Source organism: Rivularia sp. UHCC 0363 (genome assembly GCF_034931125.1).
In the GTDB taxonomy this organism is placed as follows: domain Bacteria; phylum Cyanobacteriota; class Cyanobacteriia; order Cyanobacteriales; family Nostocaceae; genus Rivularia.
Genome location: NZ_JAYGHM010000080.1, coordinates 1 through 13,166 on the forward strand (window position 1 = coordinate 1; position 13,166 = coordinate 13,166).

Annotated in this window: 12 protein-coding genes; 4 read left to right on the forward strand and 8 right to left on the reverse strand. The window is 37.8% G+C overall.

Features of this window, described 5'->3' with window-relative positions; translation table 11 throughout:
* Positions 1-44 precede the first annotated feature (44 nt).
* The gene (locus VB797_RS30095) at positions 45-212 is read right to left on the reverse strand and encodes a hypothetical protein (protein WP_323241446.1); all 168 of its coding nucleotides are present in this window, start codon (positions 210-212) and stop codon (positions 45-47) included.
* A 427-nt stretch (positions 213-639) separates the two neighbouring features.
* Here VB797_RS30095 and VB797_RS30100 point away from each other — a divergent pair, with 427 nt between their 5' ends.
* A complete protein-coding gene (locus tag VB797_RS30100; protein WP_323241447.1) occupies positions 640-2,175 on the forward strand; it encodes an NAD(P)/FAD-dependent oxidoreductase in 1,536 nt (511 codons plus the stop codon).
* A 470-nt stretch (positions 2,176-2,645) separates the two neighbouring features.
* On the opposite strand, the gene VB797_RS30105 is transcribed toward VB797_RS30100, so the two are convergent.
* Positions 2,646-3,179 (reverse strand): GNAT family N-acetyltransferase, encoded by a 534-nt coding sequence (locus VB797_RS30105; RefSeq protein WP_323241448.1) that lies wholly within the window; start codon positions 3,177-3,179, stop codon positions 2,646-2,648.
* 502 nt (positions 3,180-3,681) lie between these two features.
* On the opposite strand from VB797_RS30105, the gene VB797_RS30110 reads away from it, so the two are divergent.
* Entirely contained in the window at positions 3,682-5,568 is a 1,887-nt protein-coding gene (locus VB797_RS30110) for an ABC transporter ATP-binding protein (RefSeq protein ID WP_323241449.1), read from the forward strand.
* A gap of 82 nt (positions 5,569-5,650) precedes the next feature.
* On the opposite strand, the gene VB797_RS30115 is transcribed toward VB797_RS30110, so the two are convergent.
* A complete protein-coding gene (locus tag VB797_RS30115; RefSeq protein ID WP_323241450.1) occupies positions 5,651-6,442 on the reverse strand; it encodes a pentapeptide repeat-containing protein in 792 nt (263 codons plus the stop codon).
* Positions 6,443-6,686: 244 nt separating this feature from the next.
* Positions 6,687-7,169, reverse strand: coding sequence for a hypothetical protein (locus tag VB797_RS30120; RefSeq protein ID WP_323241451.1), 483 nt, complete (start codon positions 7,167-7,169; stop codon positions 6,687-6,689).
* A 418-nt stretch (positions 7,170-7,587) separates the two neighbouring features.
* Between VB797_RS30120 and VB797_RS30125 the strand changes: the two genes are divergently transcribed.
* Positions 7,588-8,211, forward strand: coding sequence for a triacylglycerol lipase (locus VB797_RS30125; RefSeq protein ID WP_323241452.1), 624 nt, complete (start codon positions 7,588-7,590; stop codon positions 8,209-8,211).
* Here the strand turns inward: VB797_RS30125 and VB797_RS30130 are convergent.
* Complete coding sequence (locus tag VB797_RS30130) at positions 8,186-8,617, reverse strand: VOC family protein (protein ID WP_323241453.1); 432 nt, start codon at positions 8,615-8,617, stop codon at positions 8,186-8,188. The genes VB797_RS30125 and VB797_RS30130 overlap by 26 nt on opposite strands.
* A 149-nt stretch (positions 8,618-8,766) precedes the next feature.
* Between VB797_RS30130 and nagZ the strand changes: the two genes are divergently transcribed.
* The gene (gene nagZ, locus VB797_RS30135) at positions 8,767-9,837 is read left to right on the forward strand and encodes a beta-N-acetylhexosaminidase (RefSeq protein WP_323241454.1); all 1,071 of its coding nucleotides are present in this window, start codon (positions 8,767-8,769) and stop codon (positions 9,835-9,837) included.
* 182 nt (positions 9,838-10,019) lie between these two features.
* Here the strand turns inward: nagZ and VB797_RS30140 are convergent, their stop codons facing one another.
* The 3 genes from VB797_RS30140 to VB797_RS30150 form a co-directional block, all read right to left on the reverse strand.
* The gene (locus VB797_RS30140; RefSeq protein ID WP_323241455.1) at positions 10,020-10,355 is read right to left on the reverse strand and encodes a type II toxin-antitoxin system RelE/ParE family toxin; all 336 of its coding nucleotides are present in this window, start codon (positions 10,353-10,355) and stop codon (positions 10,020-10,022) included.
* Positions 10,339-10,602 carry a hypothetical protein gene (locus VB797_RS30145; protein WP_323241456.1) on the reverse strand — a complete coding sequence of 88 codons (264 nt, stop codon included), beginning with the start codon at positions 10,600-10,602 and terminating at the stop codon, positions 10,339-10,341. The genes VB797_RS30140 and VB797_RS30145 overlap by 17 nt, the downstream gene beginning before the upstream one ends.
* 122 nt (positions 10,603-10,724) lie before the next feature.
* The coding region (locus VB797_RS30150; protein WP_323241457.1) for a HEAT repeat domain-containing protein at positions 10,725-13,166 on the reverse strand (2,442 nt) is incomplete at its 5' end.

Sequence of the window (13,166 nt, forward strand, 5' to 3'; positions counted from 1 at the left end):
TATATAGATAAACCTTTTGAAAACAACTTTGAATCACCAGAATTTTAAACCATCTGCATTTCGGTATTCCCGTACAATCGAAATTTATCAAGACGATGGTTGATGTATATAGATATGGGAAGATAGTGCGATCGCGATTTATTTTCTCCCATATATATATATAAACCTGTTGAAAACAACTTTGAATCACCCGGAATTTGAATAATCTGCATTTCGGTATTCCCGTACAATCGAAAAACAGATGTTTGAATTTGGATTCCAACAATAGAGGTGAAATACAGCGGATTATTTTATTCTCTTCCACATCTATATATATAAACCTGTTGAAAACGACTTTGAATCACCGGAATTTTAAATCATCTGCATTTCGGTATTACCGTACAATCGAAAAACAGATGTTTGAATTTGGATTCTAATAATAGAGGTGAAATACAACTTTGAAAATATTTTCTCCCATATATATAGATAAACCTGTTGAAAACAACTTTGAATCACCGGAATTTTAAATAATCTGCATTTCGGTATTACCGTACAATCGAAAAATAGATGTTTTAATTTGGATATGATTTATTCTTCTGCGATGTGAACTCCGATAAACTTTAAGCAGGAGTCGTAGAGTAATCTAAAATTCAAAATCGAATGACAGATGTAATTATAATTGGTAGCGGAATCGGTGGATTAAGCTGTGGGGGATTGTTAGCGAGGTATGGTTTTAAGGTAACAGTTTGCGAAAGTCATTCTATCCCCGGTGGAGCAGCACATTCTTTTAATTATAAAGGTTATAAATTTGATTCGGGACCTTCGCTTTATTCGGGTTTATCTTACAGTCCTTCAAATAATCCTTTGCGACAGGTATTAGATGCAGTTGGTGAAGATTGCGAATGGGCAAATTATAGTACTTGGGGTTGCTTTCTTCCCGAAGGAGATTTTAACACGAAGGTTGGTGCGGAGCAATTTTGTGAAGTACTTTTAAAATTGCGTGGGGAAAAAGCGGTTCAAGAATGGCGAGAATTGCAGCGAGTTATGTCACCATATGCGGATGCTGCGATCGCAATTCCTCCTGCTGCTTTACGTTTAGATTTGGGTGCGGTGAAAACTGTGGGTAAATTTGCACCTAGTTTAATAAAGCATTTTTTCAACGTTTCTAAGTTAACCGGACCTTTCAGTTCAATTATGGATGGAGTTGTTTCTGACCCATTTATTAGAAATTGGTTAAATATGTTGTGTTTTCTGCTTTCTGGATTACCCGCAGATGGTACTAGTGCTGCTGAAGTCGCGTTTATGTTCGCTGACTGGTATCGTCCCGGTGTAATGCTGGATTATCCGATGGGTGGTAGCGGTGCTTTGGTAGATGCTTTGGTCAGGGGATTAGAAAAACATGGTGGAAAGTTACTTTTACAAAGTCATGTGGAAAAAATAATTGTAGAAAATAAACGTGCTGTCGGGGTAAGGTTGCGAGGTGGAAAGGAAATAAAAGCAAATACGGTAATTTCCAATGCTTCTGTATGGGATACTTTGAAATTAATTCCTTCTGAATCGATACCGCAGCAATTTATTAAACAGCGACAAGCAACCCCCGAATGTGAAAGTTTCATGCATCTACATTTAGGAATTGACGCTCGCGATATCCCTTCCGATTTGCAATGTCATTATATATCGGTCAAAGATTGGCAATTAGGAATTACCGCTCCGCAAAATTTAGTATTAATCTCAATTCCTTCAGTAATAGATGCTTCCTTGGCACCACCGGGAAAACATTCGATTCACGTTTACACTCCCGGAAGCGAACCTTATGATTTATGGCAGGGAATGGATCGAAACAGCGAAGAGTATTTACAACAAAAGCAATCTCGCTCTGAAATAATGTGGTCGGCTCTAGAAAAAGTAATTCCAGATATTCGCGATCGTTGTGAAGTCACTTTAATTGGTACTCCCCTTACCCACGAACGTTATTTACGCCGCAATCGTGGTTCTTATGGTCCAGCAATTCGTGCGGGAAAAGGTTTATTTCCAGGTTCAAATACTCCTTTGAAAGGGTTAATGTGTTGCGGTGATTCGACATTTCCCGGTATCGGTTTACCAGCAGTTGCAGCTTCGGGGATGATTGCAGCTAATACTCTTACATCTGTAGAAAACCATTTGGAAATGCTCAAAGAGTTAGGAATTAAGAGTTAGGAGTTATGAATTTGTCAATATCAGTATTTTATTCAGCTAATTCTGGTTATTTTAATCACAATAGAATTAATATTGCTTCATATGAACTTTGAAGGTCTGGCTTAGCTTTTCGCTGGTTGTAGTACGTTTATCAAGCAAATATCAAGCTATTAACTACGTCTTATCCAGCTATTTGAACGAAGATAGTAAAATTAGTTTTACTGCTCCCCTAAGCATATAAACCCCATATTACACCCAAACGGCTTGTAATCTCGTGACGTAATTGAGAAATTGGTCAATAAAAAAAATTGTGTAAACAAGGGTAACAACTTTGTAACGGAATATGAATACAAAAGTTTAATTAACGATCAGTTGATAGATGATATTTGATTATCAGTTGTGGAAAAAAGGCACAGACGTGATATGGATTATTGAGATAATTTTTCTACTCCCTACTTCCTACTCCCTACTCCCTACCCCTACTCCCTCAATTAAAAATAATCTGGCTGCCATTCATCTTTAGTAATGGTGTAGTAAACTACGTTTATCTTGTAGAAATGAGCGTCTTTTTCGTACTTCAAACCGGCTTTTTCCATAACTCGGCGAGAAGCGATATGTTTTGGTGAAGCGATCGCGACAATTTTGTAGAGTTTGACAGACTCGAAACCGTATCGCAAACAGGCGAGTGTGGCTTCGGTGGCAAGTCCTTGATTCCAGTAATGCTGGTCGAGACGATATAAAACTTCAATTTCGGGGCTATTGGATAAACAATTGAGTCCGCAATGACCGATTAATTTACCGCTGGCTTTTTCAATCGCAGCCCATACACCGAAACCATATTTATCCCAATGTTTGATGAAATATGCCAAAATCTCGCGAGTAACCTGTTTTTCCTGACCTTTGGCTATAGGTCCTCTGAGTGAATACTTCATCACTTCTGGATTGCTCAAAATTACAGCTAACCTATCTAAATCATCCAGCGTGTAAGGTCTGAGTCGCAGTCTTGCAGTTTCAATTTCTGCCATTCAAATTATCCTTTTATCCAGTTATAAGTTTCACCTCAATTCAACCCCGTCCGGTTTTTTAGAACAGGTGAATGGGGTACATAATTTTTTTACCTATTTCTAATCCCAATCTTCTGTAAATTCGCAATATTGTATACATATTCTCAAAAAATTTTTTCTCAATTGGTGTATCTGTAAATACTTTAAATTCAAAATATAATGGATATGAGGAGTATAAAAATTGCTTATTGTTTCCACGATTGACAAAGCTTTGTTAAAGGGAATAGGGAGTAGGCAGTAGGGTAAGGCTTTAAAGCCAATTTACACACTTTCGTAGGTACTTAATTTAAGCGGGGACTGAATCGTATTCGTGTAAATAACCATGATTTCCATAATTACCTTCTGCGTGTCAATTGCAGATATAGTAAATGGGGACAAAACGCAGCACCTAGCGGTAAGGACAGATATTTAGTTAAAAAATACCGCTCGGATTGCGGTCAAAAATTAATATAATGCAGTTACTATGAGCATCTCCCAACCTCTAAAAAAATCTTATCGGCAAAACCGTCTGCCTCAAAATGATTGGCGGTTATTTTTGCGTTTGGTTCCCTATGCAAGTCGTTATAAAAAACTGCTGGGAATTTCCATGCTGCTGCTGATACCCGTAGCGATCGCAAACGCAATACAGCCTTTAATAATTGGACAAGTTATTTCCTTGATTCGCAAAGAACCTAGCACCTACGGATTTCTATTAGCGAATCCAGTACGGGGATTGTACATCTTACAAATAGCTTTACTAATTAGTGTTGCCATTCGTCTTTTACTTAATGGTTTTCAAGGCTTTTTAGTTCAAAAGGTCGGACAGCAAATTACAGCCGATATTCGTGAAGATTTATTTGAACACGTCACATCCTTAGCGGTGCGGTTTTTCGATAAAACTCCTGTAGGCAAATTAATTACCCGATTGACATCAGATGTAGAAGTATTAGGAGACGTATTTTCTACAGGGGCAATAGGTATATTATCGGATATATTCTCGACCTTGGTAATTATCGGCTTCATGTTTTACACTCAATGGCAACTAGCTTTATTGCTGGTGCTATTGCTCGTCCCCGTATCGGCGATTATTACATACTTCCAACAGCAGTTTCGTAAAGCAAATTATAAAGCCAGAGAAGGACTTTCCTCACTCAATTCACAGTTACAAGAAAATATTACGGGTATTAACGTAGTACAATTGTTTCGGCGAGAGAACTTTAATGCCAAATTATTCAGACAAATAAATAATCGTTACGTCAAAGAAGTTGATATAACCATCTTTAACGATTCCGCAGTTTCAGCAACCTTGGAATGGATCGCTTTAGTGGCGATCGCTGGTGTATTATGGCTTGGTGGTTCGTTAATTTTGCAAGAACAGTTGACGGTGGGGATATTAGCGAGTTTTGTCCTGTACGCTCAGCGATTATTTGACCCATTACGGCAATTTGCAGAAAAATTTACCGTCATCCAAGCGGGTTTTACTGCGATCGAACGAGTGACCGATATTTTAGATGAACCAATAGAAATACGCGATAAAGCGAATCCTAGATATTCGTTGAAAAACAGCTTTGAATTTGGATATATCGACGAAATTGTCGATGACTTAGAAACTGTCGATGATCGTAAAATAGACCCATCGAAACTTGGGGAAATCCGTTTTGAACAGGTTTGGTTTGCTTATAAAGATGATGATTATGTAATTAAAAATTTAGACTTTACCATCAAACCGGGGGAAAAAATCGCTTTAGTTGGTCCCACCGGAGCCGGAAAAAGTACTATCATTCGTTTATTATGTCGTCTTTACGAACCAAGCAAAGGACAGATATTAGTAGATGGGATCGACATTCGCGAAATACCCCAAGCCGAATTAAGACGGTATATGGCCGTAATTTTACAGGAAGGATTTTTATTCGCTGGTGATGTTAAAGGTAACATTACATTAGGTGATAACTACACCTTCGAGGAAATCCAGCAAGCAGCGCGATCGACCAACGTTGAAGATTTTATCGAAGAATTACCCCAAGGTTACGATACCCAGTTACGAGAAAGAGGAACAAATATTTCCAGCGGTGAGAAACAGCTTTTAGCCTTTGCAAGAGCTGCGATTCGTAACCCCCAAATTTTAATATTAGACGAAGCAACCGCTAGTTTAGATGTCGGTACGGAAGCCTTAATTCAACAAGCTTTAAATCAGCTTTTAGCCGAACGTACCGCAATTATTATTGCTCACCGTTTATCCACCATTCGTAACGTTAATCGGATTTTCGTACTTAAACGTGGTGAATTAATCGAACAAGGTAGTCACGAACAATTATTACAGCAACAAGGACTATACGCTACATTACACAATTTACAAATGCTTAATCAATAATCAATAATCAGTAAGTAAAATGTCTAATTTGTTTCAGATAAATATAATTTAAAGGATACAGGTTATATTCATTGTTCACTGTTCACTGTTCAAGTGAATTAAATAGAGCAATTTTTAAACTAATGTATTTATTAAGCTGTTGTATAACTATATTTTTTATAGTTTCCAAACTGGTATTTTCGCTTCTGGGAATATTCCAATAAAGAATTGCTACAGCTTCTTGAATAGATGTTTCTAATTGCAGTAAATCAGAAGCGTTTAATTTCAAAGCAATTTGTTTACTCAAAATATTTCCATCATTTACTGTATCCAAATTAAGATGAGAGAAAACCTTACCGTTAGGCATTTTCGCATCGTAAAAAACGGTGTTTTTTAACTTAACTGACGAAAATATTGCTTGAGAAAGATTCGCACGATTAAAATTAGTATTGGTCAAATCTGTTCTTACCAGCTTAGTTTCAATCAAAGATGCACTTTTTAAATTCGCACCCCTCAATTTAGCTTCAGTTAAATTAGCACCTGATAGCTTCGCACCATTCAAACAAGCACCCGTTAAATCCGCTTGACTTAAATTTGCATCTATCAGCGTCGTTCCTCTTAAATTCGCTCCTCTAAGAATAGCTCCTTGGAGATTTGCTTCTCTTAAATCCGCTTCCCCTAAATCAGCTTCGCTTAAATCGGCTCCCGTAAGTCCAATTTTAGAAAGTTTAGCGTTAAAAAAATCAACTTTTACTAAATTAACGTCAACCAATTTCGCAGCTTCTAAATTAATATGACACAGCTTTGCACCTTTTAAAGATGAAGAAGTTAACTCAATTTGACCGAAGTTTCTCAAACCATCTGCGTAACTTTGTAACAATTCTTTAGATTTCATATAATAATAAAACTCTTACTATTAGATAAGTAAAACAAACTAAACATTAAGAAAATATTAAATTAAAACAACTCTAATAGTCTATACGGTTAAGGGCTATTTAGAGTAACATCTATCTTAAGATGTATTTTTAGTGATTTTTAGTAAATTTTAGTAAGTTAATTATTGATTAAAATAAGAACACAAAAAAACCCGACTTGTTCAAGAAGCCGGGTTATGGAGTATAGACTGTAACAGATTGAATCTATTGTTTAGTAGGAGTCTTAACTTTACTAGCCATATCTAAGAATGAAGTCATATTTGCACCGGGACGACGGCGGATATTATTATTCTTAGGTATCAAGTATTTTGGTGCAAAAGTAGTTTCTTTTGGTTCTTCAGCCTTAGAAGCTTTAACAGCAGCTTTTTTATCTACAGGAACAGCGATCGCTTCCAGACCTTTAGCCGTTTGAATCATCTCGACATTAACTTCTTTGACTTTACCTGAAGCGACTTCTTCTACTTTATTATCTTCATCCTTTACTTTAACTGTATCTACTGGTTTTTTACCATTAGCAGTTGGTGCAGTTGGTTTTACACTATTAGCAGTTGGTTTTTTGCCATTATTAGATGCTTCAACCGGCTTAGAATCAGCCTTTGGCATTGGTTCATCAGGTTCTTCTTTCAATTGTAAAAAGAAACCACCATCTTTTTTCTTTCCACCAAGAAGTCCAGAAATAAATTTCATAATTTCCTCAGATTAAGTTTTTGATACAGCTAAATAAGGCTTATTTTGTCTTTTATACCCGAATTTTGACCAAATCAATTAATAAATACGTATTCTTGTAAATAATTATCAAAAATACTTGTTTATATTATTCCATCTGCTTTCTAGATCTAGAACTGAGGATGGTCGAAGTATCGGTTCGGTATAACATTAACCACACAAGCTAAGCAGCTTATATTTCAAGCGCTTGCAGCTTCTCAACACTTCACCACAATTATCAGATTTTCTTGTAACCTAGAGCAAGATTGTGAAAGCGGATTTAACAAAAGTTTACAGGTCAAAGGTCAAAGGTCAAATATTTATTTCTCAATTCCCAATTCCCAATTACCAATACTTAAATAAGTTACATTTTATGTGAACTAAAGTAAATATATGTTAAATGAATCAGGTAAATCGGCAGAAAAATCCCGTATTGTTGGTTCATGGGATTTGGGATACTGGTAGAGTATTTCGGAGAATGATTCCGTTCCTCAACGAACGTGGTTGGAAAGTATATGACCTGGATTTGCTGCCTAATAATGGTACTACGGGTTTAGATGATTTAGCGCAGCAGGTAGCGAATAAAATTGAAGCGACCTTCCCAGCAGAACAACCTTTTGATTTACTTGGTTTTAGTATGGGTGGAATCGTGAGTCGTTATTATATGCAGCGAATGGGTGGAATTAACCGCGTGCAGCGATTTATTACCCTTTCTGCACCAAGTCACGGTACGCAAATAGCTTACTTTAATCAAGGATTAGGTTGCGTACAAATGCGTCCTAATAGTGGTTTGCTGCGAGATTTGAACAGTGATGCGTCCATGTTATCGCAAATTAATTTTACATCCATTTGGACACCCTACGATATGATGATTGTCCCCGCAGATAGTTCTAGAATGCCGGTAGGAGAAAACGTTGTAGTACCAGTTTTGACTCATGCTTGGATGTTAACCGATCGCAAAAGTTTGAACGCGATCGCAACTGCATTATCAGCACCGATTAAGTGCGATCGCCAATCTGTGTAAATTCAGCGCTGCCAAAAATTGCTTCTGGATTGCGATAATATTTATATTCCATCAAGTTGTAAAATGGGTCTTCTAAAAAAAAGGTGCGATGTTCTAAAGGAGTATTTATAAAGCGGTTTTTAGCTGATTCTCTAAAAGGTAAGTTTCGTTGTTGCGCTTTTACTAGTAAATCTTCCCAATCAGCTTCCGAGGTGAAAACCAAACCGAAATGTCTCGGATAAATTCCAAGTTGAGGTACAACTGGTTCCTTAGTCACGTGTGCTACTAACTGATGTCCGTAAAGATTGAGAATTAAAGCGTTGCGATTTTCTCTACCGGGAGTGCATCCCAAACCATCAACGTAATATGCTTTAGTTTGAACAATATCGGTAACTGGAAATGCTATGTGGAAGATGACTTTGGACATTGGATATTGGTAATGGGTAATTGGGGATTGGTAATTGGTAATTGGTAATTGGGGAATATATACTTCTATATAAAAATGGTATAACGATCGCTTACTAATTACTCATCAATAACCGTATTATTCTGATAATTGATAATTGATAATTGACTATGTTTTTTGGAAACCATTTAATTGTCGGTGTTTCGGGTACTGCGTTAACCGATGAAGATAAAAGAATTCTTAGTAAATTAAAGCCTGTGGGAGTTTGTTTTTTTGCGAAGAACTTCCGTGATGGTGAATCTTATGAATCGTGGTTGCAAACTTTCAAGAAATTAAGTCAAGATATTCGCGAATATACAGAACGCGAATCGATGTTTATTTCTATTGACCATGAAGGAGGAAGAGTCATTCGTCCACCTTTACCAATTACGCGATTTCCCTATAGTTATGTGTGTCGGAAACGAGCGCGGGAAGTTGCGATCGCAATGGCTGTAGAATTAAAATCTTTGGGTATAAATGTTTCTTGGTCGCCGGTTGCTGATATTTTTTCTAATCCCAAGAATCCTATAATTGGACCCCGTGCTTTCGATATAACACCGGAAACCGCCGCTCAAACCGCCCGCGAATACTTCTTCGGACTCCGAGAATCGGGAATCATTGCCTGTGCTAAACATTTCCCCGGACACGGAGATACTAGCAGCGATTCTCACTTAGAATTGCCAGTACTTAATTTAACTAAATCAGAATTGCAACAGCGAGAATTAATTCCTTTCAAAACCTTAATTGCCGAGCAAATACCCTTAATTATGACCGCTCATATCCTCTTTCCTGAAATCGGAGGGGATAAACCTGCTACTTTTTCTCAATCAATTTTGAACGGGATACTTAGAGAAGAACTTGGTTTTCAAGGAGTTGTCGTATCCGATGATTTGGATATGAAAGCCGTTGCGGATATGTACAGTCAAAGCGGTACGGTAGCGCATACATTGAATGCAGGCTGTGATTTATTCTTAATGTGCGGTAATCTGCCTTCATCATCTACCGAACGGATTGATTTTATTGCTGAAGATTTTGTCAAGTCGTTGGAAAACGGGAGTCTTGATGAATCGGTAGTGGAAGCTGCGAATGGGAGAATTGAGAAGCTGTTAAGGGAAACTCCGCAATATTCGGTGGAAATGCTGGATGAGAAGATATTTTTAGAACACTCTCAATTGGCGATCGCTTGTAGTTTTGAAGAGTGAGAAAATATACTTATTTATAGATACCTGGCGATTGAAATCGCGTCTACACAGGCAAAACCCACCTTCGTGGGTTTAAAGAAAAGAGTAATTTTTAAGGTTTGTAGTTGCGCTAAAGCGCTAAATATTGATTTAACGTTGGACCGTAACTACGAGTCTTTTTATCTAAATTTATGAATTGTTTTCTAAATACCTTCACCTTCTTCTAAATCATCCGCAGTTAATGGTGCTTGAGAGCTATGACGCACGTACAAAACATAAACGGTTGTATTTCTAACGGTAAATAAAACCCGATAGATATTTTTGGATTTTCCGTAAAGTAACTGTCGAACTTCTTCGGTAAAAATTTCCCATTCAACTGCTAAAGAACAGCGTAGAGGTTTTTCTTGAAGCGTTGCGATCGCATTCATTAATCCTCGAAACCATCGATCGGCAAATTCGGAATTATGCTCTCGGTACCAACGATATGATTTTTCTATTTGGGTTTCGGCAATAGGTGTAATCTCAACCTGAAATGTCATATTTTTGCTGCATTTCTTCGATAAAATCGCTCATAGGACGAGTTTTTCCAGCCTTAACTTCTTCTAATCCTTGCTCAATACCTGCTATAGTCTCTAATTGTTCAATAATTTGACGCAGTTTGATAGCATCGATTTTACCAGGTTCAAGAAAAGTAACGATAACTTGGGTGCTATCAGCTAAATTTTGCGGTAACTCGGTGAGTTGAATTTGCCCATTCTGATAAATGCCTTCGACTGTTTTGAGCATAATTTTTAATGGGGTTGGTATTTTCTCAATTTTAAGTCAAGGTTGAAAGTAAAAGACTTGAATCTAAAATCTATTGACGCGCAAGCGTCTTCTCGTAGGGTAATCTAAAATCCAAAATCGAATCACCTTGTCCTCAACAATTGCACAAAGGTATCGCTAACGGTATGGTCTTTAGTATCAGCAGCGTAATTGATCAACTTTTCCCGTAAATCTTGAGCTTCATTTAAAGGTAGTAAAGTTGCCAGGAGAAAATAAACTCCGCGAAAACGCGAATCTCCGATGTGATTAATTAATCTTGATTCTGCTGCATCACTTTCGCCGAGAAAGGTTTGGACTAAAAAGTAATCCATAATTTTATCATGACGGAAGTACCATTGTTTCTGGGCTTCACCGTCCGATTCTTGCCACTGACGGCTAATAACCATTTTATATTTCTCGTCTTCCATACAGACTAATTCGTTGTAAAAATCATCATCTGGTAAATCACTTTTATCGTTAACGTGCATTTGATAAACCGCTTCGGAAAACTGTTTGAGGGGAAAATCTCGTTTCCAAAATTGTTCGTATTCTTCTGCCATCAAGTTATATTGCTGTTGTTGCAGGTGGAATACATCGGGATGTTCTCCCTGTGAAAGCATCAAAGCAACTAAGGTTAAATCCATCGGGTTGGAAAGAATGCCTTTAACAGCGGTTAATTCTTCATTTGTTTGTGGGGTATTGAAGCTTTGATCGAGGTAATTAGTACAGGCTTTTTCGTAATCTGTACCTTGGATTTTGGCATTTGCGGGGAGGTGTGGTTGACGGGAAAGTAGAAATTGTTGAATTTGGGTTTGTTGTAGTGGCTGTAAATAATAAGTTTTTGCGGTAGCTGGGGGTTCCCATTCCAAAGGTTGGGTAGTCATGATGATGTTACCCTTGAAATAGCTTTCCATAAACGATTTAATTTGAGCGCGGGTATCAGCGGAAACTTCATTGAGTCCGTCAATACAGATATCAATTGCGCCGCTGTAAATCAGATTTTTGAGAAATTGAGCATCTTGTGTTTGTCCGTGCAGCTTGATTTGAATCGCTTCAATTACACCTTTATCGCACTTGCGAGCGGGTAAATATACGACAATTCGTTTAGAAGTTTTCGCGAGGTAGCGGAGAAACATCGATTTACCCAAACCCGAATCCCCTTGCAGTACGATTTCACCTTGGATATTGGGAATTGCTTGGAAAATTGGGGTAATTTTTGATGGAGATGTGGTTTTTGGTGTTTCTGATATCCCAGATTCGGGAAAATATACTTGTTCGTCAAAATTATTTAAACCAGCATCCGCAAGTAGGGAAGTTTGGAAAGGTTCAAATAATTTGCGACGCAGAAAGGGAACCCAAGCCAAGAGAAAGCCGACGTAACCCATACCAAAAATGCGTCTTACCCAAGGATTCCAGAAAAAGATGGCTTGGATTTGCGGAGATTTGGGGTAAGCGAAGATGAGTAACAGCCAGAAAGCAGCGTGGATTAAGATGATATTTCTGAAATTGAAAAACCATCTCCAACCCTTGAGGTTAATGATTACCGACTGTAGAGTATCGGCTTCGCTATAACCTGCTTGTTGGAGGTTGCGGTGATGTTGTTCGAGTAGGATGATGTCTTGGGGTTGCCAAGATGATTTTTTTGCGACTAAAGCAATTTTGCTTGCTAAATCATTTCGCGATCGCGTTAAATCTTGAGTGGGTTGCCATGCTTTAGCAAAGGTTTGTAGAGTTTTAACGGCTTCGTCATGGGTAAGTTTATCTGGGATTTTTTGAGGATAACCAGTCCATTTGAGGAGTGTTTTTACTTCGTCGGTTCCACCGCTGAGAATATAGGTTAAGAAACGACTATTTTCAAATCCTAATTGACCTAAATATGATTGACCTGCGTAATAAACATTATCAAGGACAATAACAATTTCTTCTAACTTTAATTGTTGTACATTTCCTAATGCTACTGTTACATCCCTACGAAAAGATAAGTCAACAGATTTATCTTTGATCAAGTTGAGAATGTCTTTAACGTAGGGTTTAGCAGCATCCCCCATATTCTCCAATGCGGATGCTGCAATACTACGAATAAACAACTCAACAGATTTATCTTTGATGAAATTTAGGATATCCTGAACATAGGGTTTGGCTGCATCCTCCATATTCCCCAATGCATATGCTGCACTACCACGAAGAAATGAGTCTACGGATTTATCTTTAAGAATATCGGCAATATCTTTAACGTAGGGTTTAGCAGCATCCCCTATATTCCCCAAAGCTTGTGCTGCACTGCTACGAACATATGATTCAACGGATTTATCTTTGAGAATATCAGCGATGTCTTTGACATAGGGTTTAGCAGCATTCCCCATATTCCCCAAAGCTTCTACTGCACTGCTACGAACATATGATTCAACGGATTTGTCTTTGAGAATATCAGCGATATAGGGTTTTGCAGCATTTCCCATATTTCCCAATGCTTCTACTGCACTACCACGAACATCTGAGTCAGCTGACTTATCTTTGAGAATGTTGGCAGTATCTTTGACGTAGGG